This window comes from Psychrobacter sp. NPDC078501 (assembly GCF_044900935.1).
GTDB lineage: Bacteria > Pseudomonadota > Gammaproteobacteria > Pseudomonadales > Moraxellaceae > Psychrobacter.
In genome coordinates, this window is sequence record NZ_JBJDOS010000001.1 from 440,965 (window position 1) to 466,519 (window position 25,555).

Here is a 25,555-nt window from a genome sequence, read left to right on the forward strand (position 1 = left end):
TAGCTTTTAATATTTAAAAAAGGTTTTAACATGATGGTGTCATCTTTACGGACAACTACTTCAGTAAAACAAACCATAGTGCTATGGCGCAATAAAATCACGTCAAACAATACATTACTTGCAGGCAGCGCGATCGTTGGCATGCTAAGCCTAAGTGCTTGTCAGACGGCACCTAGCACGTCGACTACAGTGCAAACCACGCCTGTTCAAACATTACCAACGTCACAACCGACCGTGCCATCAACGACAACTGCTCCAGCGCATATCACGGAAGCAAATGATCAAAGCAACTATCCAACCGAGCCTTACGATGCGGTTGAACAGTCCGAAACACCAAATCCGTTAACGCAAGAAACCCCTGTATTTACGCCTCCTGCTCCAGAAGTGATGCAGCCTGATCCTGTTATCATTGCACCTTCTCGTAACGACTATATCATCTCTGAACCATCAGTACCGTCGCATAATGAATTACTGGAGCACGCTAGAAGAAACTCGCAGCAACGTACTCAACAATCTGCCAGCAACAATAGTAATCTACCTGCATTTCGCAATTTGATGCAAGTAGGTATCAGTCAGTTGAAAGCGGGCAATCTAACCAATGCAGAAAGCAGCTTTACCCGTGCGCAGCGTCTAGCGCCCAAGTCATCGGCGGTATACTTCTATTTGGCACAAGTAGCATTAAAAAAGAACCAACCCCGTAAGGCAGAAGCGATGGCACGGCGTGGTCTTAGCGTCTCTCAAGACAGTAATCGTAGACGAGCACTATGGCAAGTTATATTGCAATCAGGACAAGCTCAGGGTAACTCACGCGTGGTCAATGAAGCAAAACAAGCACTGCGCTAATAGCTGAGTATTTGTGCCTCTTAGATTCATTAGTTAAAACATCTATATACATCATGAATTTCGTTGTATGTAGACTTATCTAGGGTATTCCCTAACACCTACACTTATTTTTATTTCCGCTTAAGGTTATCTTTATGGCATGGCAACAACTGCATTTACAATGCGAAAAATCAAACGTCGACTTGGCTGAAGCGCTTTTGTTAGAAGCAGGCGCATTATCAATAGCTTTAGACGATGCTGGCGATCAACCTTTGTTTGAGCCACTTCCAGGTGAATCGCCGCTTTGGGATGAGGTGATACTAACAGGATTGTTTGATGCGACTACTGATGCAGGTAGTCGTCAAGCGGTTGAGCAATTAAGTCATGAAATTGCTGCACAAGTACAGGCTACTCGTATCTGGCTAACGGCTGTTGATGATAAAGACTGGGAGCGCGAATGGATGAGCAACTATCATCCTATCGAATGTGCTAATGACCTATGGATTGTGCCTGACTGGCTAACACCGCCTAACCCTGAAGCCACCAATATCATTATGGACCCAGGTTTGGCATTTGGGACTGGCTATCATGCTACGACTCGCCTATGCCTAGACTGGCTAACAGAGCAAGACCTAACAGATAAAGTGGTTATCGATTATGGTTGTGGCTCAGGTATTCTAGGGATTGCTGCTTTGCTATTGGGTGCACGTCAGGTATATGCAGTCGACATCGACCCGCAGGCGGTACTTGCTACCAATCAGAATGCGGTACGCAACAATGTAGGCGATCGTTTGCAGGCATTTTTGCCAGAAGAATTTACAGAGTACTGCTCGCAACATGATGTGTTGCCTGTAGAAGTGATCGTTGCCAATATTCTAGCAAAGCCGCTTATTGGTTTAGCACCTTACTTTGCAACACTGGTTGCGCCAAAGGGCCGTATCGTTTTGGCAGGTTTGATTGAGTCGCAAACCGAGCAAGTCACTGAAGCTTATCAGCCATATTTTGCACTCGATCCTAAGCATGCTTTTACTGCGCAAGAAGACCAGCATTGGCAACGTTTATCAGGTACATTTACTAGCTAGCAACATTTAATTACATCTGTTACGATAGAGGGCAGTCAAATGTTATGTGTTTGACGCCACTCTGTCTTTGCCTACAATTCATCGAAATTAAATAAGTAAAATGCGTATTGTGGGCAGCTATTGGTGAGTGGCTAAGCGGTATTGATAACCATACTTTTTTGGATTCGCCTCTATGACCACACCAATAAAAACCCAATGCCCCCATTGCCAAGCTTGCTATAGCGTTAAACAAACTCAACTAAATCAAGTCAATGCTACCATCAGCTGTGATCGGTGCCAGCAAAGTTTTTTGGTCAATAAACATCTTGTGGTAAATTCTGAGGTCATTCAAAAACCAACACCACAAAAAAATATTCCTGCTCAACAAAAAGCTCAAACTCAACCAATATCAAACGAGCAAAAAGCGTCTACTAGTAGCAATCAGCATAAGCCTCAAAATATTCCGAAGCCCCCCACAGCTTCAACCAATAAGAAAAAATCATCTGATACTTTGATTCATGACGACTTAATCTATGATGATATGGATATAGACGATCCAGAAGAGAACGTTCAAGAGTATGACTCATTAGATAGCATGGATGCATGGTTAACCCAAGCCAGTAATACCAGTCCTAGCGTATCAACCATAGAAAAACCAAAAGCGCCTCCTTCTAAAGAAACTATCAAAAGCCCTAATCCATCAATAAAGAAACCATCTACTAGTACAATAACAGCATCAACATCAACATCAACATCAACATCAACATCAACATCAACATCAACACAGAACATGCTCAGCTCGGCAGCGGCCAATGATATTCATGCTAATATTGAGAGTACTGATAACAATTCATGGCTGCAAAAACTATTAGAAGAACAAAATCAAGACGAAGAAACACCGCCAGATGACACAGACTTATCACAGCTTCTATCTGATATGGGAGTACCCGTTAAAGATGAAGACCCTACTGCCGACGATCGTTTAAGAAAAACCCAGCTACCGTTTGCACCAACCCAAACGACACGTTCAATTGCATCACTATTATGGATATTAGGTTGTTTGGTCTTAGCACTCCTACTCGCGGCTCAGTATGTTATTTTTAACTTAGAGAACTTAGTGAAAAACCCAGCCTATGCTCAGCGTCTCCAGTCAATATGCTCTGTCGCTGCCTGCAGCTTGCCCAGTGCAGATTTATCAGCGCTTACCATCAGCAATACCTTTCATAGAAGCAGTCAGATTAAAACTGCTGGTACATTTAGCGATATAGGCGCTACTCTAAGTAATGGCAGCCCGCAATCACAACTATACCCAAATGTAAAAATAAGCGTTTACGGTAGAAATGAGCTTATTGGAGAGTTTATTGCGGATCCAAACGATTATTTATTAGGCAAGCAAAGTCAGTTAGCTGCCAACACCGATAGACAGCTATTATTTACTATCCCTATCGCTAATGCGCAAATTCGCGACATTACTATGACCGCTCTTTATTAAATTAGAGTGTTATATATAAATAAGTCTGAGTAGAAAACACGCTGTAAATTCATTTTCAATTAAACCGTGATAGCTAAGATAACGATGAATCTATCAGCGCTAGGCGATATTAATTTGATATACTATGGTTCTGACCCCTTACAATCAGAATTTTTCTTCATCTCAAGGATATTATTTTATGGCACCTCATGCACAGCATAATGCCAATCATTTTGCTAAAAGCTCTGAGCACCCTGCCGATTATAATAAAGACGAATACCAACCACCTACGCACGGCTTTGATTTTGCTAGTCAACACTATACAAGTAGTGCGCAGCAACCTCTACGAGTTCATGTAGAGCGTGTGGTACGTCAGTACTTTGCGATGTTAGGAGATGAGATGCCCACTGATTTATATGAGCTGATTTTGAAGCAAGTCGAAGAGCCTCTCTTATCTGTCGTCCTAGAAAAAACCAGAGGCAACCAAACCAAATGTGCTCAGATATTAGGACTAAATCGAGGCACTTTGCGCAAAAAAATGAAGACCTATGATTTAATGTAGCATTGTTATATGAGCTTACCCATCATCATTGACTATCATTATGTATGGCAATCAAACGTTCGTCGCTTTATCTATCATGATACGGCATACCGTTGTCATCATCACCTTGCCAGACGTTTACGTCAGGCTTTTTTTATGGAAAATTTCTTATGAGTACAACCCCACTTGCCCTACTATCGGTCTCCGATAAGTCTAATATCGTCGAGTTTGCTCAAGGCCTTCTCAAAGCAGGTTTTGGTTTATTATCTACTGGCGGTACTTATCGTCTGCTCACAGAAAACAATGTCGCCGTGACTGAAGTATCAGATTACACAGGCTTTCCTGAAATGATGGATGGCCGTGTTAAAACGCTACATCCTAAGATTCACGGTGGCATTCTAGGACGCCGCGGTACAGATGATGCAGTTATGAGCGATCATTCGATCGAACGTATCGACTTAGTCGTCGTGAACTTATATCCGTTTGCTGAAACGATTGCACGTGCTGACGTAACTATGAACGACGCTATCGAAAACATCGATATTGGTGGCCCTACCATGGTACGTTCAGCGGCGAAAAACCACGCTCATGTAGGTATCGTAACTGATCCAGCTGATTATGACCGTGTACTTAGCGCCTTAGATGGTGGCACCGAACTGACAACTGCTTTGCGTTATGATTTGGCAGTAAAGGCGTTTGAGCATACGGCACAGTACGACGGTATGATTGCAAACTTCTTAGGTAGCCGTGTCAACGAAACTCAAGAACCAGAAAACTTCCCGCGTACATTCAATGTACAGCTTGAAAAAGCACAAGACCTACGCTATGGTGAAAACCCGCATCAAAACGCGGCTTTCTATACTGAAAACCAGCCTTTAAAAAGCAAACAAGCCTCTATTGCCACAGCTAAGCAGTTACAAGGTAAGGCGCTGTCATACAATAATATTGCCGATACTGACGCAGCCCTTGAATGTGTTAAAGCCTTTAGTGCACCTGCTTGCGTTATCGTTAAGCATGCCAACCCTTGTGGTGTCGCGGTTGATAACGACCAAGTAGCAGCTTATCGCACTGCTTTTAGCACCGATCCTGAGTCTTCTTTTGGTGGTATTATTGCATTCAACCGCCCGTTGACGCTTGCAGCTGCAAAAGCCATTATCGACAATCAGTTTGTAGAAGTAATCATTGCACCTAGTATCGAAGACGGTGTACTTGAAGCGACAGCTACTAAGAAAAACGTACGTGTCTTGGTATGCGGCGAGCTACCAGCACCAGATCAGCGTGATATCCAACTTGACTATAAGCGCGTTAACGGTGGCCTACTGGTACAAGAGCAAGACCTTGGTTTAATCACTGCTAACGACCTAAAAATCGTCACTGATGTACAACCAACTGAAGCGCAAATGGCAGATCTACTGTTCAGCTGGAACGTGGCAAAATATGTCAAATCTAATGCCATTGTCTATGCAAAAGGCCAACGTACTATCGGTGTTGGCGCGGGCCAAATGAGCCGCGTTAACTCAGCACGTATTGCTGCTATCAAAGCAGAGCATGCTGGACTAGCAACTGAAGGTGCTGTTATGGCATCAGATGCGTTCTTCCCTTTCCGTGATGGCATCGACAATGCTGCTGAAGTAGGTATCTCTGCTATCATTCAGCCAGGTGGCTCTATGCGTGATGACGAGACCATTGCTGCTGCTAATGAGCATGGTATCGCAATGGTATTCACTGGCATGCGCCATTTCCGCCATTAAACAATCACCTATTAGTTTAAGACTGGGATTAGTCGCAGCAATTATATTTGTCACTGCGACTAATTTTCAGTCTATATAACATTTGTGATAATTATCGTTAAAGCATCACCCAAAAAAAAGCCACTGCATCAATCGATACAGTGGCTTTTTTAATATCTAAGAATAATAAACTAGCAAATACTTAGCGTCCTTGTGCGTTTGCCATGTTGCTTTCATTAATCTCAACCGTATACACCATACGTAGATAGTCCAAATAGTCTTGCAACTGGTCTTGGCCTAAATTGTCACGGATAATACTGGCTGTTTGCGCTCTTTGCATATCAGACAGTGGCGACTGCTGCTCAGTTTTAATACGGTCTCCAACCAGTAGCGTTGCACCCATCTCAGTCTCACTAGCGATCGCGACAACACCGTTATCAGCGGCTTGCTGGCTAAATGCCAATCCACGCTCTTTGTCTGTTAGCTGCGTCGTTTGACGGTTAATCTCACCCAGTGCTTGGAAGCTTACCGACTGCTTACTTATATCAGCTGGCGTCTTGATACCAGCAGCCAATGCTTTAGCATCTTTTAAAGCTAATGCTGTCGCTTTCTGCTGACGGAGTATTTGAGTGATTCTTGGGGTTGCATTTGCTAAAGCAAGCGTCTTAGTAGGACGATAATTGCTTGGCTGTAGCCATACGGTACCGTTACCAACTTCTACGCCTGCCGTTACCGCTTGATCTTGAATAGTAAATTCATCAAAGGCCTGTTTAACCACTGCTGGTTGCGGTAGTGCTGATTTGTTGTTCACTTTACGATAATCTTTGATGCGCTTTAGGCTGACGTTTTCTTGCTGTGCAATATCTTCAATACTGAAGCCATCTGCCGCCAAATCATTGATTGACGTCACTTTATCAGCATAGATTTCCTGACGTTTATACTCTTTTGCTTTCGCAGTCAGCTCATCACGCATACTTTCTAGGCTTGGAGTCTTTTTGCCATTGTCTTCAGTAACCGTAAATATCTGATAACCAAAGCTAGTCTTGATAGGCGCAGTCACATCACCAACGCTCAACCCTTTTAATGCCTCTTGTACAGTATCCGCGTCACTGCCAAACACTGACGGATTAAAGCGTCCGATATCACCACCTGTTTCACCTGATGGATCATCCGACTCTGCTTTAGCAAGCGCAGCAAACGCTTCACCTTTATTCAGACGCGCTTTCACTTTATCGGCTCTTGTCTTGGCATCTTTACCAGTAAACAGTATCTGACTGACTTTACGCTCATCAGTAGCCGCAATGCTCTGCTTATATGCTTCATACTGCTGCTGCAACTCTTCTGCTGTTACTTCATCAACCTTGATAGTTTGCGGGCTGAGCTGGATATAAGCCAAGTCAACCATCGCTGCACTTTTCAATGTGTCTTTGTTGGCATCATAGTATGATTGAATGTCTGCTTTACTAAGCTTAACTTTGTCAGCATAGTCTTGCCAATTAAAACGATGCACCCAAACGTTGCGCGACTCAAGTTGCAAGTCAATCAATTGACTGACCGCTTGCATAGGATAGACGGCCGTCCCAACAATACTGGCATTTAATTGATCCAAGCTTAACTGATTGCGAAATTCTGCAAATAGCTGGTTTTTAGTCATGCCGCGTTGACGCAAGAAGTTTGAGAACTGATCGTTTGAAAAGTTACCTTCTGCATCTTGGAATATTTCTTCTTGACGCAGCAAACGATTGATCGTGTCGTCAGAAACTGTCATACCAAGCTTACCTGCTTGCTGCTCTAACAACGTACGGTCGATTAGACCCTTTAATACTTGCTCATGAAGCACATCTTCATTCAATAAGCTGGCATCTTCAACTTGCTCTAATACTTCAGAACGACGGCTATTGACAGCAGTTTGATACTCGGACAGTCCTACGCTTGCCTCACCTACCTGCGCAATCTGGTTGGGATCGACGTTGCCGCCAAAATAGCTTTCGACACCCAAGAGAGCGAGCGGCGATAGGCATAAAATCAATAAAATGCGACCTGGCCAGCTTTTTAAGAAATCGCGCAATTTATCCATAGTTATCTCTGCTTTATTAACCTATATTGATGAAAAACCATTGTAATACTGTTAGGAGCTGTTGAGTGCAACCTGTCAATATCAGTACTATTTAAGCTAGCAATGGTAAGAGTAAGAGCGTATGCATTTTATAGTAAAAAACGAAATTTACTAAAGAAATCTGACTTAAATGACACACCTATCGCGCGCTCTATGATACGTGATTTTTCATGCAGACTCAAAATATTCACGACGCATGATACAAACTATAGCGATAAAAAAAGCACCTAAATATTAGGTGCTCTCTTCGATGGCTAGCTCATTACTTCAGCTATAGACCATCGACTATCATTTTATGCTTAAAAAATCGGCTTAGTTCAAGCGCTCTTTTAAGTTTTTACCAGCTTTAAAGCTTGGTACTTTGCTTGCTGGAATGCTTAATTCTTCGCCAGTCTTAGGGTTACGACCAGTGCGTGCTTTGCGATCTTTTACACTGAAAGTACCAAAGCCAACTAATGAGATGCTATCGCCAGCTTCTAGCGCTTCGCCAACACTTTCCATAACAGCGTTTAGTGCATCACCAGCTTGGGTTTTATTTAGACCACTTTTGTCTGCGATGCTATCAATTAATTCTGACTTATTCATAAAATTTCCTTCAAGTTTAAGGGGGTAATAAATGCTCACGCCAAGTATTGTAACGCTCTCATGGTGCTTACGCAATAAAAACTACCTAACTGGCGCATTAACAGGTTCTTCTTTGTTATCGTCTTTATATCAAGGCAGCATAAGGAGCGCAAGCGATTTTACATATTTTTGTGCTCTACACTACGTATTTGACACCTAATGTTACGCAAAGCGTTAGGAATTTATATATAAGTGGCTCTGTATAACTGAGACGATTGGCTTTCCTATTTTCTACGCTTTGAAAGATTTGTCAATTGCTGTCTATGCATTGCTATACATTAAGTTTGTATATCACTGGTCATAAATAAGAGTGTCTTTATTGACTGCTAAATTGTAATGTAATAATTTAGCCACTACAGAAACTAGCGTTACTTTTTATTATAAAGACGTTACTATAAGCAAAATATCACTGCAAGACTTGGACAAATACAGACTTCTGTTTGCTCAATATCTAAAACTTGCTAAATAAAAAACGGATTACTTACATGAAGCGTTCTACGTTGTCTCACTCTTTTCTTAATATCATTTTAGTATTTATCGAGTCGGCGCTGACATTATTGTTACGTTTGGATCCTGAACTGCGTAAGGCCGCTTATCCGCTTGCTAAGCAAGGCACCGTGGTGGCGCTTCGCCTGTATTTACCACATGTAGAAGTATTTGCCACCTTTAGTACCAAGGGCGTGTTACTAGATGCCCAGCTGCCGATTGGTCGTAGTGAGCCTGACGTGGTTATCAACGCCTATAGCATTCAAGTTATCAACGCCATCACGACTCATGATAGCGAAACCACCGAAAAGCTACAGATGCGCGGTGAGTCGATTCAAGTACAACTGGTCAAACAGTTTATTATGCAACTTGGGCTTGGCAGCTTGATTCAAGGTCTGATCAAAAAGATAAAGGGTGGTAAAGCCAAAACCAAACCTACAGAAGCTGACTTGGAAGAAAAAAAGAACAACTACAAACTTCGTATTAAAGAACAGCAAACACAGATTAATACCTTGACCATTAAAAATCGTGAACTTGAAACAACCGTAAGAGAGCTTCAGAGCAAGCAAAAGACACTGATGATTGTCACTGTTGTCGCCCTCGTCATTATGATCGGTTCAGTCATCGCACTATTGATGAATTAGTTTTGGTTCGCTGAATTACCTATAAATAAGCGTTCAATGTCTTCTATAGATATTGAACGCTTATTTTTTACTTCGTTAAATATATCTGTAGAAGACAAATTAAGCTGCTTGTGTCTTACTCATATATCTCTTCTAAACACCATTGTTTTTATCAATCATAGCGATAAGCTCGATTAACCATTTAATCACACTTTAATCTTGACTAAATTACTCAGGATTAAGTATAATTGACCTAATCGTTGCACACATCGGGTTAACCATCTGTTGTTTAATAACGATAAGACACAACTTGAACGGATATGATTGACAGCTTTTATATTGATCTATTATTGACTGCATCTATCCCTTTCCAAGAACGTTATTAAATAAAAATGACATAAAAGTTTGGAGATAACACATGCGTTTAACTACTCGAGGCAGATATGCCGTTACCGCTTTACTAGACTTGGCATTACAGACCAGTCAACAAGAGAGCGCAGTATCTCTATCTGATATCGCTAAACGGCAGTCAATTTCTATCTCCTACCTCGAACAGTTATTCTCCAAGCTACGCAAACGTGGCCTTGTGACCAGTATTCGCGGGGCAGCTGGTGGTTATAACCTAGCCAAGCCATTGAACGAGATAGATGTGATGAGCATCATATCTGCTGTCGATGAATCCGTTAATGCGATGCAGTGTGAAGGACGCGGTGACTGTCAAGGTGGTACAATGTGCCTGACCCATGACCTATGGTGTGCACTATCAAATCATATTGAACAGTACTTGAAAAATATAACATTAGCGCAATTATTAGATATGGAAAACGTGCAGTCAGTATCAGAACGTCAGCACAACTCTACAAAAGATATTTCCATAAAAGACATCAATACCATTACTCTATCGAACAGCGAGGCAAACCCAGCATGAGCCAACATAACAACCTTATATACTTAGATTATGCCGCCACCACACCAGTTGCCAAATCAGTAGCTGCTAAGATGAGCGAATATCTGACAGTAGATGGCATCTTTGGTAACCCAGCCTCGCGCTCGCATGGCTATGGCTGGCAGGCAGAAGAAGCCGTAGAAACTGCTCGCGGACAAGTGGCTGAAGTCATCAACGCTGATCCACGTGAAATCGTCTTTACTTCTGGTGCAACTGAATCTGACAACCTAGCCATTAAAGGCGCGGCTCACTTTTATCAGTCTCGTGGTAAGCACATCATCACTAGTAAGATTGAACATAAAGCGGTATTAGATACTTGCCGTGAACTTGAGCAAGAAGGCTTTGAGATTACGTATCTTGAGCCGCAACCAAGCACAGGGCTTATCTTGCCAGAGCAAGTAAAAGAAGCGCTACGTGAGGATACGATTTTGGTATCGCTTATGATGGTAAACAATGAGCTTGGTACGATTACTGATGTTACAGCGATTGGTGAAATCACTCGTGAAGCGGGCGTAGTTTTCCATGTTGATGGTGCACAGTCTGTTGGTAAAGTAAAAATCAATCTTGAAGAAATGAAGATCGATTTGATGAGTTTCTCAGGACATAAAGCTTATGGCCCTAAAGGTATCGGCGCATTGTTTGTTCGTCGTAAGCCACGTATTCGCCTAAAAGCAGAGCAACATGGCGGTGGTCATGAGCGTGGTATGCGTTCAGGTACATTGCCAACGCATCAGATCGTTGGTCTAGGCGCAGCGTTTGCTTTAGCTAATGAAAGCTATGAAGCCGACCATGCACATGCAGCCAAATTACGTCAAAAGCTTTGGGATGGCCTACAAGATATCGAAGAGATTTACTTAAATGGTGATCTTGAGAATAGCGTACCAAACATTGTAAACATCAGCTTTAACTTCGTTGAAGGCGAGTCATTGATGATGTCACTTAAGGACTTAGCTGTATCATCAGGTTCAGCCTGTACGTCAGCAACGCTTGAGCCATCGTATGTACTACGTGCAATCGGTCGCCCAGATGAGTTAGCACATAGCTCAATCCGTTTCAGCTTCGGCCGTTATACCACTGATGAAGACATCGATACCGTTATCAAACAGATGCATGAAGCCGTTGATAAACTACGTGCCCTATCACCACTTTGGGATATGTACCAAGAAGGTGTTGATCTAAACTCAGTCGAGTGGGCTGAGCACTAATTTTTAATACAGCTTTTTAGTATAGCTAGCAATATATATTTATTAAACAATTGATCAGACAATTAAATTAAGCGTTTGACCCCAATTATCGATGAGTAGTTAGACACTTAAAGTTGATAAACGACTACTCATCATCTAACTAGGAGAAAACCCCATGGCCTATAGTGACCAAGTTATTGATCATTACGAAAACCCACGCAACGTTGGTAATCTTGATAAAAATGCCAAAAACGTTGGTACCGGTATGGTCGGTGCCCCAGCATGTGGCGATGTAATGCGTCTACAAATCCAAGTCGACGATAATGGTATTATCGAAGATGCACGTTTCAAGACTTATGGCTGCGGTTCAGCGATTGCTTCAAGCTCGCTTGTTACTGAGTGGCTAAAAGGCAAAAGCTTGGATCAAGCTGGCGAAATCAAAAACAACGATATCGCTCAAGAGCTAGCATTACCACCAGTAAAAGTGCATTGCTCTGTACTTGCAGAAGACGCTATTAAAGCCGCTATTAGCGACTATAAAGGTAAGCATGGCGTAGCAGCTCCAGCAGAAGAAGCTGCGATCTAAATTAAGCTAGGCTAAGCCTGCTAGCGTATGCGCTATGTTGTACTAGCAACGCTAAAGTAGCAATGTGTAATCGCTACTGACGCTAAAGAGGTGACAATGACACTTATGTAATTGTCACCTTTTGTTTTCTAATAGTCGCAAGCCTATTGTTTTGGCAATCTTGTAATTCTGGTTGTCAGTTTATCTAGATTTTTTTATTGATATTTATGATTAATAGTCAATGGGAGTTGGCATGATTGAAATGACAGAACGCGCCGCTCAGCATGTTCGAGACTTTTTGGACAATCGCGGCAAAGGCGAAGGCATTCGAGTTGGTATCCGTACGGCGGGTTGCTCGGGCTTGGCTTACGTTTTAGAGTTTGTAGATACCCCTGATGAAAATGACACGCGTTATGAAAGTCGTGGCGTTAGCATCTTTATTGATCCTAAAAGCCTCGTGTATTTAGACGGCTTGTTGATGGATTATGAAAAAGAAGGTCTAAACGAAGGCTTTAAATTCACCAACCCTAACCAAAAAGGTGAATGTGGTTGCGGTGAGTCGTTTACAGTTTAATTGTTCAATGTCTTAATTGTTCAATGGCTGAAAACTGATAGACTTATGCTTCAATAAGCTTTCATAAGAATAGTGCAGTGTTTCTGCTATAACTATGAAGAAAGGTTAATGTAGTTGAGTAGCCAAGCGATTCAGTATTCTTAGCTAGGTCATGACTTCAAAAATAAATAAAAAAGCAAGGCATCGGATTATGACAGATATTACTTCAGAACCACAGTTTGATAACTTCTTTGCCCTATTTGAGCAGCCTGTACAATTTGAAATTAACCAAAGCAATCTAGAGCAACGTTTGCGCTTGCTGCAAAAGCGCTTTCATCCTGATAATGTTGCCAAAAATCAGACCGATATGGTTCAAGCACAGTTGCAGTCTGAAAAAGCCTCGGCTTTAATCAATCAAGCGTATCAAACACTAAGCGCTCCTGATAGTCGTGCTGGTTATTTATTAGACATGGCAGATCAAGCACAAAACATAGAGCATTCAATCGCAGATTTAGACTTTTTGGAAGATGCGATGCAGATGCGTATGGATCTAGATGATGCTATCGAAGACAAAGATCTTGCAGCCTTGCAGCAATTACACCCTCAAATTACAGAGCGTCTAGCAAATCAATCTGAGCGCTTTAATAGTGCTTATCAAAATCAAGATTGGCAAACAGCGATTGATGCGACACAGAAGCTAAAATTTTTAGTTAAGCTAAATGCTGATGTGACAACTGGGCTTGATGATGTTGCAAATTCATCGCATTCAGATGACGATGATTTATACGTCTAAATATCTGTGGTTATATCTCTCACTGATAAGCTAAATTCTATATATTTGGTTAAAATAGTGCCCGTGATACCGTATAATCTTTGAGTCTAAGCGCATCAAACTGTCAGAATCTATCTTCTTTATGGAATGAGATTACCGACGTTAAGCTCTCGTACTGCATATGCTATATTTGCTCCATTTCACTTATTCATTTTATCTCTGAGTTATCCTTATGTCTTTAATGCAAATTGCTGAACCCAATCAAAGCGCTCAACCTCACCAACATAAATTTGGCTTGGGCATCGACCTCGGTACTACACGCTCGTTGGTTGCTGTGGTGCGTTCAGGTAAGGCACAAGTCTTAGAGGCAGGCGCGGCGACAGATACATTATTACCGTCTGTTGTCTATTATCCAGCTACTGGTACGCCATTGGTTGGCTATGACGCCCTAGCTCATTTAGCGGATGATCCAAAAAATACGATCGTCTCGGCTAAGCGTTTTATGGGTCGTAGTCAAGCTGATATCAAATTCTCTCATCCTTATGAGTTGTCTGGTAACAGAGACGATATGCCCGCCTTTGTAACGGCTCAAGGTGAAGTTTCTCCTGTTGCAGTATCGGCGCGTATCTTAGCCGCGCTTGAGCAACGTGCAGCGAGTGCCCTACCTGCAGATAGTATTGAAGGTGCCGTAATTACGGTTCCCGCTTATTTTGATGAAGCACAGCGCCAAGCAACCAAAGATGCCGCTCAAGCAGCGGGCATCAATGTACTTCGCTTATTGAATGAACCAACAGCGGCTGCGGTCGCTTATGGGCTTGACCAATCATCAGAAGACAGTAAAAAAGAAAGCTATTACTTAATCTATGATTTGGGCGGTGGTACTTTTGACGTCTCTATCTTAAAGCTTACCGACGGCGTCTTTGAAGTGTTGGCAACTGGCGGTAATAGCGCACTAGGCGGCGATGATATTGATCGCCTTATTACCAATTGGATTATTAAACAATTAAATATCGACCCAAAAGACGTAAGCCTACATGACAAATCAATACTAGCTCAGCAAGCCAAGGCTTATAAACAAGCATTGACTGATGCTGAGCAAGTGGATATCAATGTCACTGTCAATGGTCAGTCTTATCAAGGCGTATTAAGCCGTACAGATGTGCTAACTATCGTAGAACCTGTCAGTCGCCGTACGCTAAGCGTGTGCGAACAAGTCCTACGCGATGCCAAGCTGTCTACTACAGATCTAGATGAAGTTATCTTAGTGGGCGGTTCGACTCGTATGCCTGCCGTGCAGCAAGTCGTGACTGAGTTTTTTGCTAAGCAGCCACTTTGCCGCCTGAATCCAGATGAAGTGGTTGCCTTAGGTGCTGCCCAGACTGCTCACCAACTGGTTAATGGCGATAGTGACAACAATTTGTTGTTATTGGACGTAACGCCATTATCATTAGGTCTTGAGACCATGGGCGGTTTGGTTGAAGTACTCATCCCACGCAACACGCCTATCCCTGTGAAGAAACGTCAGGTATTTACCACTTATCAAGATGGTCAAACAGGCATGGTGATTCATGTGGTGCAAGGTGAGCGTGAAACGGTGGAAAACTGTCGTTCTCTTGGACGTTTCGAGCTGTATGGCATCCCGCCAATGAAAGCTGGGTTTGCGCGTATCGAAGTTACCTTTAGTATTGATGCTAATGGTCAGCTTACTGTTAGTGCGCAGGAAACTACGACTAAAACAGAAAGCAAGATCGAGATTGTGCCTTCTTATGGTCTATCAGATGAGCAAAAAGAACAGTTGCTTGTTGCAGGGTTTAAATACGCAGAAGAAGACAAAAATGCACGTTCTTTAATTGAGACAAAAGTAGAAGCGGAACGTGAAGTACTTGCCCTAGAGTCGGCACTTAACGAATTTGCAGCATTACTCTCTGTCGAAGAACAACAATCACTAGCAGAGCATATACAAGCGCTACGTAACTCTCTTAGCACTGATGACTTAGCGCTTATTGAAGCACAACAAGCACAGCTCAAACCACATAGTGATGCCTTTGCTGCACGTATTATGAATCAAAGCGTCAAGACCAGTATGGCCGGTACTAGTGCCAAAGACTGGTAATAAATACATCGACATATATAGCTTAGCTAACACGTTAAGCTAACTTCTAATATTTTTTAAATTGATTAGCATCGGACAGATAATTTATGCCAAAAGTTACCGTACTACCCCACCACGAAATTTGCCCTGAAGGCGCAGAAGTTGAGCTACAAGCTGGTGAAAACTTATGTAAAGCACTATTAGAAAAAGGCATTAAAATTGAGCATGCCTGTGAGATGTCAAAAGCTTGTACCACATGTCATGTTGTAGTACGCAAGGGTTTCAACAGTTTAGATGAGATGGATGATATCGAAGCCGATCTACTTGATCGTGCTTGGGGCTTAGAGCCTGATTCACGTTTGTCTTGTCAAGTCATGCTTGATGATGAGGATTTGACCATCGAAGTTCCTAAATATACCCTCAATCATGCTAAAGAAAATCATTAAACACTGATAATACTTCTTAGTTAAGATTAAAAAAGGCCAGCTATCACATAGCTGGCCTTTTTCTATATATGAATTTGAGATATCAAACTTGAAACGCTTACTTGCGATTGGCATTCTCACGTTTACTTTCTGCGGCTATGCCCTTCACTACTTTTTCTTCCTCTTGCTCGATACGTTCCAACGCAAAATTTAAACGAGCTCTAATATCTTGATAATCATTGTCTTTCATATCTTTAAAATTCAAATGCAAATTGAAACCAGGCAATGTGTGATCGACCCATTTAGACAGATGACCTGTACTGGCACTAGGATCAAGCACTTGCCATGCATCGACCTTTTCATCAATACCTTTTAAGCAAAATGCGGCAACGTGCTCACATTCATAGTTATGGCATATATAATCGTAAGTGCTTTCACTGACCAATATCTGATCTTTGCCCGCACAGGACTCAAGCCTAGAGGCCAAATTGGCTTCTTTACCAATGATGGTATAGCTTAATCGACTATTACTACCAAAATTACCAACGTGGCAGTAGCCAGTTGTGATACCAACACGTATATATAAGCCTTCAAACCCCATCAACCGCCATTTTTGGCGTAAAGTACGCATTTCTCGGCGCATATCAATTGCCATTGCCACACAATCTAATGCATCTTGACGCGAACCACGGCTATTCGGTTCACCAAAGAAACATACCATGCCATCGCCGATAAACTTATCAAGCACTGCACCGTGTTTGTCAGCGATCGACGTCATGCAATGCATATAAGTATTGAGGATGTCTGCTAAATTATCAGAGCTTAGACTATCAGACAACTCAGTAAAGCCGACAATATCTGAAAACATGATAGTTATTTTTGCGCGTTTATTAGAAACCCTAACAGGGCTATCCGATTTGACAATAGGCCCCCAAATTTGTGGTGGTACAAAACGGGTAAGCTTATTGATCACTGATACCATTGTGTTCAGGCGTCCACTAGCCTGATGGGCACGTACTTTAAAAGTAATATGTTGCTGATAGATACGCCAGAACTGGTATAAAATAACGCCTAGACTTGCCACCATTACTATCAATGGTAATAAGCCTTCATCAAAGTCCATACTGTCTGCATTTAAGACTGTGCTAACGTAGAAAAACACAATGATAGTCACAACAGATACAGATAACAGTCTGAGGTGATTCTCAGGTCGGCTAAGAATGATACGTACACCAATCAAAGCAGCCAAACTGATTGATATGACCGTACAGCATTGTAGCGAGCCAATGACAACCGATAATAGAATAATAACGATATTAGACGTCCAAAAGCTGGTCTGGCGTCGGTAGTTATATATCAGGATCATAAGGCTTGGCAATGTAATAATAACCAATAGTGCCATTGAGATAGAGCGGAAGTCGTAGTATATAGCACGCAAAACAACCGTCAGTATCAACACGAACACTTCTGGATAGTCAAAACGACATGTCCCGGTGTCCTTTAACGGTGTCATTGGTTTGAATGTCTCTGAGAAGGTCATATGAGATTCACTTAAATAAGGTGAGCTACCTGAGAGACAAAGGCATACTACACTAACATATGTACGTTATTTGTCCTTATGACGATTTATCATAAGATATATCTAATAATATATTATACTTTTGAAATAAGTTTAAACAAGGTTACTGATGACTATAAGGCGACCTTTTGTCTAGTTTATTCACTGTTTTACAGTTTTTATCCAAATTTAAATAAAAAGAGAGGCCAGATACATTTAAGTATCTGGCCTCTCTTTTTACATATAAAATTAAGGTTCAAGCTATTCTTATTAAAGGTAGGATAGATTGATAATTACATTTGCCAATCAAACGGCATTTGGTGATGACCACGTAATGCCATCATCAATGTTTGCTGCATTTGCGCCAACACTTCTTTAGTATATGGCACAGCTGGCACACCCCATACTGGGTTTGGCCATTGCATGTCATTTTGATAACGGACAATATGATGGAAATGAAGTTGTGGCACTTGATTACCAAGAGCGGCCACATTCATTTTATCGGCTTGAAAGGTTTTAGCTAACTGACTCGACAACCAGCTGGACTCTCGTAAAAACTGTGTTTGATCTGCCTCAGACAGCTCATATAACTCTTTGATACCGGAGACACGTGGCACTAATATCAGCCAAGGAAATTGGCAGTCATTGATTAAACGACAAGTGGATAATGGAAAATCCCCCACTAAAAAACTATCAGCAGCAAGTTTATGATGAAGTTGGAACATAATGACGGTTCTCTTGTTGTTTAATGCAAATAAAATACAGAGGGTTAAAAAGTTAGTTGGGCTATTTTATCAGTTATCGGGTTGATAAAATAGCACCATAATTTATTGGTTTAATATGACTACTGAGCCTACTGATATCTAGCCATGTACTAAGCAGGCTCTGTCACCATGTGCTCGCTAAAATAGCGCAGCAGCTCTTGTATGACCGTTACGCGCTGTTGCGGTGTGGCCAGTTTATCGCTATTTTGGTAACGGATACCAGATGCGCCATTCATACGATAATGCTGACCATTTGATTGGATCAACTTAATAATCGCTAACGCATCAACTGGAGTATCTGGCGCAAATTCCAGCGTCATACTACTACTGTTGGCATCAATTTTGTTAATCTTAAGCGGCTCTGCTTGTAAGCGTAATCCATGAATAGCGAATAGCTGCTTGGTTTGATCTGGCAGTGCTCCAAAGCGGTCTATCATCTCCGTACGAATATCTGTCAATGCTTCTTTATCATCGGTATTACTAATACGCTTATAGAACAATAAGCGCTGATGCACGTCATGTAGATACTCTTCTGGAATAAGAGCAGAACTATGTAAGTTTATTTCACTGGTTAGCGACAATGGTGTATTTAAATCAGGCTCCTTGCCAGCTTTAATGGCTTTAGTCGCACGCTCAAGCATATCCATGTATAAGCTAAAACCAATCGCCTGCATATTGCCACTTTGCTGCTTACCCAATATCTCACCTGCGCCGCGAATCTCTAAATCCTCACTTGCCAGCATAAAACCTGCACCCAAAGTATTGGCGCGTTCAATCGCATGTAAACGGCGCTTGGCATCACCTTTGAGTCCTTTTAGAGATGGCACTAGTAAGTAACAATACGCTTGATGATGACTACGTCCTACTCGGCCACGCAGCTGATGTAATTGCGCAAGACCAAACTTATCTGCACGCTCAATGATAATCGTATTAGCATTGGGCACATCAATACCCGTCTCGATAATGGTAGAGCAAACCAACACGTTGAACTTTTTATGATAAAACTGCTGCATGATCTGCTCAAGCTGACGCTCTTGCATTTGCCCATGTGCCACCCCTACTCGCGCTTCTGGCACTAGGTCACGAATGGTCTCTGCCATACGCTCGATACTAGCAACATCATTATGTAGTAGATAGACCTGCCCACCACGTAATAACTCACGCAATATGGCTTCTTTCATCAGGGCTTCTGTCTTTTGCATTACAAAAGTTTTGATGGCAAGACGACGGGCAGGCGGTGTGGCGATAATCGACATATCACGCATACCTGAGAGCGCCATATTTAGCGTTCTAGGGATCGGAGTCGCCGTCATAGACATGCTATCAACATCTGTCTGAATGGCTTTGATACGTTCCTTATGACGCACTCCAAAGCGATGCTCTTCATCAACAATCATCAGGCCAAGGTTGGCAAATTTCACATCTGGTTGTAGCAGTTTATGAGTGCCAATGACAATGTCCACTTTGCCAGCAGCCAAATCAGCCAATACCATTTCTTGATGTTTTTTGCCGCCAAAGCGCGATAAACTTTCAATACGAACTGGCCAATCGGCAAAACGATCGCGGAAATTGTCTTCATGCTGACCGGCAAGTAATGTGGTAGGCACCAGGACGGCAACCTGATAACCAGCACTAACGGCAATAAACGCCGCTCGCATCGCGACTTCTGTTTTACCAAAACCAACGTCGCCACAAATAAGACGATCCATCGGTTGGTTTTGTCTCATGTCTTCCATTACGGCATGAATGGCGTTGGCCTGGTCAGCGGTTTCTTCAAAGGCAAACTGACTGGCAAATAGCTCATACTGCGATGGGTCTATCTTGAAATGAATACCAACTTTGGCCTCACGTCTTGCCTGCATATTGAGCAATTCAGCAGCGACGTCATGAATTTGCTCTAATGCTTTTTGCTTGGCTCGGTCCCATTTACCACTACCAATCTTATGTAGCGGTGCTAAGGCTGGATCGCCGCCACTATAACGGCTAATCATTTGCAAATTGGCAACTGGCACATAGATACTAGCGTCATCAGAATATTTTAAATGGATAAACTCTTGCTCGCCATCGCCCACATCTAAGGTAATCAAGCCATTATAACGACCGATACCATGCTCAATATGCACTACTGGACTGCCATCTGTTATCTCAGTGACGCTTTTAACCAAGAACTCTTCTGATACCCCGCTTTGGCGACGACGGCGCGTCTGTAAGACTTGACGACCAAACAGCTGTGTCTCGCTAATCAACACCAAGCGTTCAGGCACATAGACACCGCGCTCAATTGGCGCTACGGTCAGACCGACATGTGGTAAGTGACTGTTATTAATAGCGCTGGTTTTATCTGCGGCTAGAAAGGCTTCAAAGCTATCGTACGCCTTGATATCAATCTTGCCTTTAAACAGCTCAATGAGAATCTCGCGACGGCCTGCGGTTTCTGCAACGATTAGTACGGGTGTTGAAGTCTTTGATTGCGTATCCAAGAAGTCGAGCAATTCAGATAATGGTTCAGACTTTTGATGATTGACTGCTAACTGTGGCGGCTCTTGAGCACTTAATGTCACCAGTCCTTGTTGTTTAGTGACACTCACTGGCAATGGTATTTGTGAGGCATCTATACTTTCTGAAACTGCCACATCATTCATCGTAGCCAGTTCATCACGAGCACTTAATATCACTCTTGGATACTGGTTTAACTGCTCGTTAAGCGCGTTAGATAATAGATACAGCATTGCTGGCTCTAAGATAGGCTTGTCAATATCATGGCGACGCTCTTCGTAGCGGCGCTGGATTTGTGACCAGTAATCAGCTTGTTTTTCATTGATTAATTCATCGGTGATAAATAACGCATCGCTTGGTAAATAGGAAAATAAACTACTCTCCGCCTTCCAGTCTTTTAAGTCAAAAAATAGTGGTTGATAATACTCTAATCCGCTACTAGCAATTCCTGCCATTACGTCTTTGTGCAGCTCAGACTTACGGCTACTGGTATTAGGGAACATCGCAGCAAAGTTCGTGCGAAACGTCTCCCGCCCTTCGTCAAGTGGAAACTCTTTTGCAGGCAAGATTTGAAATTGTTCAATAGGTTTAGAGATATCTGGCATTTTGTGCAGTAGTGACAGCGATTCTTTTGCCATACTGGTATCGTTGCCCGTTAACATCGCCTTCAAATCATCAGCAGTCAATGTACGCTGCGTTTGAGGATGAAAAAAGCGAATCGTTTCGATTTCGTCATCGAACAAGTCTAAACGTAGCGGAAAAGGCTGACCCATGGCAAAAATATCAATAATACTGCCACGTACCGCAAACTCACCTGGTTCAAAGACATTTTCAACCGCGCGGTAACCTGCTTTTGCCAACAGCCCACGTTGGGTATTGATATCAAATCGATCGCCAACACTCAAATCAAAATGCTGACCAATTAACCAGCTTGGCGGTGCGACGCGATGCACCAGCGCCTGTACTGAGATGAGCAGCACGCCCGTTTTTGGCATATCCGTCAACAGATTGATGCGCTCACTAACGATGTCTTGATGCGGTGATAGCTCATCATAAGTTAGTGTCTCCCAGTCAGGGAACACATAAGCATCGACTCCGCAAAATGCCAGCTCAGTCTCTATCTGATTGAGTTGGTTTTGGTCACGTGCCACCAAAACTTTTAGGCGCTCGGCAACATTCCAAATAGGCGTTTGAACCAAGCTTGCCAGCCACAAACTGCTGACTGCCCCATGGACAGGCGCTAGCCAACGCCGCTCGGCATTTTGGATAGGAAACAACTGCTGGTTAATAGGGTCAAACGCGTCAGTCAGAGCAGTAATAGGCATAAAGAATAGGATCAAAGTTAAGGAGACAGAAAGCTATTATACGAATATTTGAGCAATTACCAAAGCTTATGCCGTAACGGTTTGTCACTTAAGAGTTTACTCATTAATGATTGAGGGTTAACAACGATTATCGCGCTTTAACTGTCATTACATAACAAAAAACCCCAACTTATCAGCTGAGGTTTTCGTTTTTACTAATCAAGCCAAGCCTAAAACTTCAGCTGATAAGTGGTTTATCGCTAGCAATAATGCCATTATTATCAGCATAAACGAACATACCCGAGTTCAACGTTAAGTCACCGAAGCTGATTTCGATATCCGTTTGACCTTCATCACGGCGAGTTGATTTGCGCGGGATACAACCAAGCGCCATCACACCAAGATCCATCTCTGCCATGTCATCAACATCGCGGACACAGCCATATATAATAACCCCAGCCCAGCCATTATCGATAGCTGATTGTGCAATCATATCGCCTAGTAATGCACAGCGCATAGAGCCGCCGCCATCAACGACCAATACCTTACCGTTGCCTTCTTTATCTTTGCCATCGCTCTTCAATAGTGACTTAACACGACTATTGTCTTCAAAGCACTTAACCGTCACGATTTCACCGCAGAATTTGTCTTTTGCACCAAACTGACGGAATGACTTGCCTTCGATATTTGGCAAGCATACTTGCGACTCAGGATTGGCATCCAATAGATCACAAGTGACAAAATTTTCTCTATCCATTTGTATCGATTCTGACATTGCTCCTGCTCCTTGTTTTAGTGATTAAACTGACTGTTATTCAAATACTTATTGATGCTTTGATAATAGTTATTGTATTTTTTACTCTTGTGTTCTTGTTCTGACGCAATTAGAAATCGATATCTATAGATTTCCGGTTTTGAGACTGAGTCTGTCACTAGAAAAAAAGTACTTTATTTTTTGACACGAGTCATCGCTAGCATCTGCTTATTTTCGATAATGTCGATATGCTTGATTTGAGGTTCAGTACGGTATTTACTACGATGATAAATATCATGAGCACTCATGGCCATAGCACTAGCAACGCGTTTAGCAGAAATAGGATGTAACGATAGCGACTCTGACACGAGCGGCGAAATGAGTTTAAAGGCTTTTTGACCAATGCTTTCAAGCGGACGACCTTTATGCTTACCAAGCAATAATGACGGGCGGAAGACGACCAACTGGCCAAAATCTAATGCCATAACAGCCTGCTCTGTCTCAGCCTTGACTCGATTGTATAAAAAACGACTGTCAATATCCGCATTCATTGAGGAGAGTAAAAAGAAATTCTCTACCCCTTTGTCACGACATAACTTGGCAAAATTTACGTTATAGTCTCGATCTACCTTGCGAAAAGCCTCATCACTACCAGCTTGTTTCTTTGTCGTACCCAAACAACTAAAAGCATCCGTGGTTCGATCGGCACCAACGCTTGCAAACACTTCAGAGAGATTATCAAAATCATTGATTTGATAAAAACGCATGCTGGCATTAATGTAGCGTGGCGGACGACGAGCAATCACAATCAATGTGTCATAAAGCTCACTCAGTTGCTTTACCAAATGCTGCCCTACTAACCCTGTTGCGCCAATCACAATTGCTTTTCGCTGCATACCCTATCCACTTATATAACATTAGATGAACTATATTGATGAGAAAATACCTATATCAAGGTCTATCGTTAGAATATCATACCTAAATTCCTCAATAACTGACGCTATTATATAGGATATATTGTAAGAGATTTTATCAACCCTCTACGTCTATCAGCGCTTACTACTGATTTAGTTACTAGAATGACCCAAATTCGATGATATTACGTAACTTCTTTGAGCATTAATCATCAAATATATTGTCCTTAGTTCAATAATTTGCTAAGATAATCGGCTTTACACGTCAACGCTGTTTAATTATTCCAAACAGCTCTGACGCTTACGATGATCTATTCATATTAGATACTTTAATATCAGACATCGACATCATATTTGACGAGACGGCTGCTCGTCACCGATGATTGTTAAACCCATTATTGCAATCAACATTCATATTTTTATCTATCTTTATCAAGGAGATACGCGTGGCTAATACTGCACAAGCTCGTAAACGCGCCCGTCAAAACACCAAACGTCGTCAGAACTCTGCGTCACAACGCTCTATGGTTCGTACTTACTTAAAACGTGTTGATGCGGCTATCGCAGCTAAAGATTATGACGCGGCTACCGAAGCTTACAAAAAAGCGGTACCAGTTCTTGATCGTATGGCTGACAAAGGTATTATTCATAAGAATAAAGCTGCTCGTCGTAAGAGCCGCCTAAACAAAACAATCAAAGGCCTACAAGCTTAAGATTTGTATTGGTTAGACCGCATTTCGCTTTTATAGCGTAATGACTAAAACCTTGTCACTGGTTCTAATACCGTGGCAAGGTTTTTTTACGTCTACTAGAATGTATTAAATGAATTGCTTCCCTATCAACTCATTTCAATGTGCGATTAAGAACAAAACATCAATTCCACTGCACTTCTGGTGGCAATAGCAACTTACTAGGATGGTAACCAGCTGCACGATAACCGTCTAATAATGAACTAATCGGCCGAGTATATACCTGACCTCGCCAAATAAAATGCGCGCTCGCTTGATCAAATGGCTTATCATCGAACCATAAGAATACGCCCTCCATCATCTTTGGCCAATCATTCCAATCAATCTCTACCACATCGAACATAACGGCTAAGAACGCAGATAGCAACGTATCATGACTCACAGCAAGCATCAGATGGCCATGCTGCGGCTGATTCTGGTAAAAAAGCGACAGGATATCCAAACCGCCTTGATAGGTGTTTTTAGTCCCTTCGAGATTGCCTTGCAAAAAACGATTAATAAAGTTCAGGACGCCAATTTCTTTGAACACAGGGTTGGCTATTTCAGGCTCGGTGACGAGGCTACCAGGCTCAACTAACAATGATTGATGCGTAATGTCACGCCGTAGTCCTGCCCCCTCTTGCATCAGCTGCGCGGTATCGATACAACGCCCAATGGGGCTAGAGATACTATCGACATCGAGCGAATATGGTAGATGACCTGATAACCAACGACCCCAAGACTTTGCCAGTATGCGTCCTTTAGGAGTCAACGGTAACTGATAGCTGGCAAAACCATTACCATCAGAACGCTCGCGTAAAGAGTGCCTAGTAAATAGAATCAGCCGCTTATTTTCAGGCAATAGACTGACGGAGGAGATCATGCTATTTGGTAGGTGCGAAGGTGCAGGCGCGCTTGGGGTATGACTCGCAAGCTTGTCAGCAGATATTTTTGACAGGGTGTTATTCAAATATTTACTCATGACAGCAAGCCTAGCAGATTTCTTATCAGGAATGAACCACAGAC

General features: G+C 42.4%; 22 protein-coding genes. 14 read left to right on the forward strand and 8 right to left on the reverse strand.

All coding sequences use genetic code 11. The features are described 5' to 3' along the window. Positions 1-30 precede the first annotated feature (30 nt). From ACI2IW_RS01755 to purH, 5 genes are all read left to right on the forward strand, one after another. On the forward strand, positions 31-843 hold the full coding sequence (locus ACI2IW_RS01755) for a tetratricopeptide repeat protein (RefSeq protein ID WP_404692435.1): 813 nt from the start codon (positions 31-33) through the stop codon (positions 841-843). 134 nt (positions 844-977) lie between these two features. Further along, positions 978-1,904: a 50S ribosomal protein L11 methyltransferase gene (gene prmA, locus ACI2IW_RS01760; protein ID WP_404692436.1), complete on the forward strand. Its 927-nt coding sequence runs from the start codon at positions 978-980 to the stop codon at positions 1,902-1,904. A 172-nt stretch (positions 1,905-2,076) separates the two neighbouring features. Further along, entirely contained in the window at positions 2,077-3,375 is a 1,299-nt protein-coding gene (locus ACI2IW_RS01765) for a DUF3426 domain-containing protein (protein ID WP_404692437.1), read from the forward strand. 178 nt (positions 3,376-3,553) lie between these two features. Then, positions 3,554-3,916, forward strand: a complete 363-nt coding sequence (fis, locus tag ACI2IW_RS01770; RefSeq protein ID WP_101206126.1) for a DNA-binding transcriptional regulator Fis — start codon at positions 3,554-3,556, stop codon at positions 3,914-3,916. A 149-nt stretch (positions 3,917-4,065) separates the two neighbouring features. Beyond that, entirely contained in the window at positions 4,066-5,646 is a 1,581-nt protein-coding gene (gene purH, locus ACI2IW_RS01775) for a bifunctional phosphoribosylaminoimidazolecarboxamide formyltransferase/IMP cyclohydrolase (protein WP_404692438.1), read from the forward strand. A 181-nt stretch (positions 5,647-5,827) separates the two neighbouring features. Here the strand turns inward: purH and ACI2IW_RS01780 are convergent, their stop codons facing one another. Next, positions 5,828-7,702, reverse strand: coding sequence for a SurA N-terminal domain-containing protein (locus ACI2IW_RS01780; protein WP_404692439.1), 1,875 nt, complete (start codon positions 7,700-7,702; stop codon positions 5,828-5,830). 351 nt (positions 7,703-8,053) lie between these two features. Continuing rightward, entirely contained in the window at positions 8,054-8,326 is a 273-nt protein-coding gene (locus tag ACI2IW_RS01785; protein WP_045445077.1) for an HU family DNA-binding protein, read from the reverse strand. 524 nt (positions 8,327-8,850) lie between these two features. Between ACI2IW_RS01785 and ACI2IW_RS01790 the strand changes: the two genes are divergently transcribed. The 8 genes from ACI2IW_RS01790 (at position 8,851) to fdx (ending at position 16,032) form a co-directional block, all read left to right on the forward strand. Beyond that, positions 8,851-9,495, forward strand: coding sequence for a hypothetical protein (locus tag ACI2IW_RS01790; RefSeq protein WP_102090399.1), 645 nt, complete (start codon positions 8,851-8,853; stop codon positions 9,493-9,495). 397 nt (positions 9,496-9,892) lie between these two features. Continuing rightward, positions 9,893-10,402, forward strand: coding sequence for an Rrf2 family transcriptional regulator (locus tag ACI2IW_RS01795; protein WP_058024181.1), 510 nt, complete (start codon positions 9,893-9,895; stop codon positions 10,400-10,402). Further along, the gene (locus ACI2IW_RS01800; protein ID WP_404692440.1) at positions 10,399-11,625 is read left to right on the forward strand and encodes an IscS subfamily cysteine desulfurase; all 1,227 of its coding nucleotides are present in this window, start codon (positions 10,399-10,401) and stop codon (positions 11,623-11,625) included. The genes ACI2IW_RS01795 and ACI2IW_RS01800 overlap by 4 nt, the downstream gene beginning before the upstream one ends. 154 nt (positions 11,626-11,779) lie before the next feature. After that, on the forward strand, positions 11,780-12,190 hold the full coding sequence (gene iscU, locus ACI2IW_RS01805; protein ID WP_057759218.1) for a Fe-S cluster assembly scaffold IscU: 411 nt from the start codon (positions 11,780-11,782) through the stop codon (positions 12,188-12,190). 232 nt (positions 12,191-12,422) lie between these two features. Beyond that, positions 12,423-12,743, forward strand: a complete 321-nt coding sequence (iscA, locus tag ACI2IW_RS01810) for an iron-sulfur cluster assembly protein IscA (protein ID WP_021814983.1) — start codon at positions 12,423-12,425, stop codon at positions 12,741-12,743. A gap of 190 nt (positions 12,744-12,933) precedes the next feature. Then, complete coding sequence (gene hscB / locus ACI2IW_RS01815) at positions 12,934-13,515, forward strand: Fe-S protein assembly co-chaperone HscB (protein ID WP_404672125.1); 582 nt, start codon at positions 12,934-12,936, stop codon at positions 13,513-13,515. A 211-nt stretch (positions 13,516-13,726) separates the two neighbouring features. Beyond that, complete coding sequence (gene hscA, locus ACI2IW_RS01820; protein WP_404692441.1) at positions 13,727-15,607, forward strand: Fe-S protein assembly chaperone HscA; 1,881 nt, start codon at positions 13,727-13,729, stop codon at positions 15,605-15,607. A gap of 86 nt (positions 15,608-15,693) precedes the next feature. Beyond that, positions 15,694-16,032, forward strand: a complete 339-nt coding sequence (fdx, locus tag ACI2IW_RS01825; protein ID WP_101206134.1) for an ISC system 2Fe-2S type ferredoxin — start codon at positions 15,694-15,696, stop codon at positions 16,030-16,032. A gap of 97 nt (positions 16,033-16,129) precedes the next feature. Here the strand turns inward: fdx and ACI2IW_RS01830 are convergent, their stop codons facing one another. The 5 genes from ACI2IW_RS01830 to ACI2IW_RS01850 form a co-directional block, all read right to left on the reverse strand. Then, on the reverse strand, positions 16,130-17,551 hold the full coding sequence (locus ACI2IW_RS01830; RefSeq protein WP_201605565.1) for an adenylate/guanylate cyclase domain-containing protein: 1,422 nt from the start codon (positions 17,549-17,551) through the stop codon (positions 16,130-16,132). Between the two features lie 311 nt (positions 17,552-17,862). Next, on the reverse strand, positions 17,863-18,294 hold the full coding sequence (locus tag ACI2IW_RS01835) for an HIT domain-containing protein (RefSeq protein ID WP_057759208.1): 432 nt from the start codon (positions 18,292-18,294) through the stop codon (positions 17,863-17,865). 149 nt (positions 18,295-18,443) lie between these two features. Next, positions 18,444-22,154, reverse strand: a complete 3,711-nt coding sequence (gene mfd / locus ACI2IW_RS01840) for a transcription-repair coupling factor (protein ID WP_404692442.1) — start codon at positions 22,152-22,154, stop codon at positions 18,444-18,446. A 217-nt stretch (positions 22,155-22,371) separates the two neighbouring features. Next, positions 22,372-22,908, reverse strand: a complete 537-nt coding sequence (gene rraA / locus ACI2IW_RS01845) for a ribonuclease E activity regulator RraA (protein WP_404692443.1) — start codon at positions 22,906-22,908, stop codon at positions 22,372-22,374. Positions 22,909-23,081: 173 nt separating this feature from the next. Next, positions 23,082-23,783, reverse strand: a complete 702-nt coding sequence (locus ACI2IW_RS01850; RefSeq protein ID WP_057759204.1) for an NAD-dependent epimerase/dehydratase family protein — start codon at positions 23,781-23,783, stop codon at positions 23,082-23,084. A 464-nt stretch (positions 23,784-24,247) separates the two neighbouring features. On the opposite strand from ACI2IW_RS01850, the gene rpsT reads away from it, so the two are divergent. Continuing rightward, on the forward strand, positions 24,248-24,514 hold the full coding sequence (gene rpsT, locus ACI2IW_RS01855) for a 30S ribosomal protein S20 (RefSeq protein ID WP_010200097.1): 267 nt from the start codon (positions 24,248-24,250) through the stop codon (positions 24,512-24,514). Between the two features lie 160 nt (positions 24,515-24,674). On the opposite strand, the gene ACI2IW_RS01860 is transcribed toward rpsT, so the two are convergent. Next, positions 24,675-25,511, reverse strand: a complete 837-nt coding sequence (locus ACI2IW_RS01860) for a histidine phosphatase family protein (protein ID WP_201605555.1) — start codon at positions 25,509-25,511, stop codon at positions 24,675-24,677. Positions 25,512-25,555 lie beyond the last annotated feature (44 nt).

Excerpts from the sequence above, each read along its gene's own strand:
- ACI2IW_RS01755 (WP_404692435.1), top strand. The coding sequence starts at position 31 with ATGATGGTGTCATCTTTACGGACAACTACTTCAGTAAAACAAACCATA.
- prmA (WP_404692436.1), top strand. The coding sequence starts at position 978 with ATGGCATGGCAACAACTGCATTTACAATGCGAAAAATCAAACGTCGAC.
- ACI2IW_RS01765 (WP_404692437.1), top strand. The coding sequence starts at position 2,077 with ATGACCACACCAATAAAAACCCAATGCCCCCATTGCCAAGCTTGCTAT.
- fis (WP_101206126.1), top strand. The coding sequence starts at position 3,554 with ATGGCACCTCATGCACAGCATAATGCCAATCATTTTGCTAAAAGCTCT.
- purH (WP_404692438.1), top strand. The coding sequence starts at position 4,066 with ATGAGTACAACCCCACTTGCCCTACTATCGGTCTCCGATAAGTCTAAT.
- ACI2IW_RS01780 (WP_404692439.1), bottom strand. The coding sequence starts at position 7,702 with ATGGATAAATTGCGCGATTTCTTAAAAAGCTGGCCAGGTCGCATTTTA.
- ACI2IW_RS01785 (WP_045445077.1), bottom strand. The coding sequence starts at position 8,326 with ATGAATAAGTCAGAATTAATTGATAGCATCGCAGACAAAAGTGGTCTA.
- ACI2IW_RS01790 (WP_102090399.1), top strand. The coding sequence starts at position 8,851 with ATGAAGCGTTCTACGTTGTCTCACTCTTTTCTTAATATCATTTTAGTA.
- ACI2IW_RS01795 (WP_058024181.1), top strand. The coding sequence starts at position 9,893 with ATGCGTTTAACTACTCGAGGCAGATATGCCGTTACCGCTTTACTAGAC.
- ACI2IW_RS01800 (WP_404692440.1), top strand. The coding sequence starts at position 10,399 with ATGAGCCAACATAACAACCTTATATACTTAGATTATGCCGCCACCACA.
- iscU (WP_057759218.1), top strand. The coding sequence starts at position 11,780 with ATGGCCTATAGTGACCAAGTTATTGATCATTACGAAAACCCACGCAAC.
- iscA (WP_021814983.1), top strand. The coding sequence starts at position 12,423 with ATGATTGAAATGACAGAACGCGCCGCTCAGCATGTTCGAGACTTTTTG.
- hscB (WP_404672125.1), top strand. The coding sequence starts at position 12,934 with ATGACAGATATTACTTCAGAACCACAGTTTGATAACTTCTTTGCCCTA.
- hscA (WP_404692441.1), top strand. The coding sequence starts at position 13,727 with ATGTCTTTAATGCAAATTGCTGAACCCAATCAAAGCGCTCAACCTCAC.
- fdx (WP_101206134.1), top strand. The coding sequence starts at position 15,694 with ATGCCAAAAGTTACCGTACTACCCCACCACGAAATTTGCCCTGAAGGC.
- ACI2IW_RS01830 (WP_201605565.1), bottom strand. The coding sequence starts at position 17,551 with ATGACCTTCTCAGAGACATTCAAACCAATGACACCGTTAAAGGACACC.
- ACI2IW_RS01835 (WP_057759208.1), bottom strand. The coding sequence starts at position 18,294 with ATGTTCCAACTTCATCATAAACTTGCTGCTGATAGTTTTTTAGTGGGG.
- mfd (WP_404692442.1), bottom strand. The coding sequence starts at position 22,154 with ATGCCTATTACTGCTCTGACTGACGCGTTTGACCCTATTAACCAGCAG.
- rraA (WP_404692443.1), bottom strand. The coding sequence starts at position 22,908 with ATGTCAGAATCGATACAAATGGATAGAGAAAATTTTGTCACTTGTGAT.
- ACI2IW_RS01850 (WP_057759204.1), bottom strand. The coding sequence starts at position 23,783 with ATGCAGCGAAAAGCAATTGTGATTGGCGCAACAGGGTTAGTAGGGCAG.
- ACI2IW_RS01860 (WP_201605555.1), bottom strand. The coding sequence starts at position 25,511 with ATGAGTAAATATTTGAATAACACCCTGTCAAAAATATCTGCTGACAAG.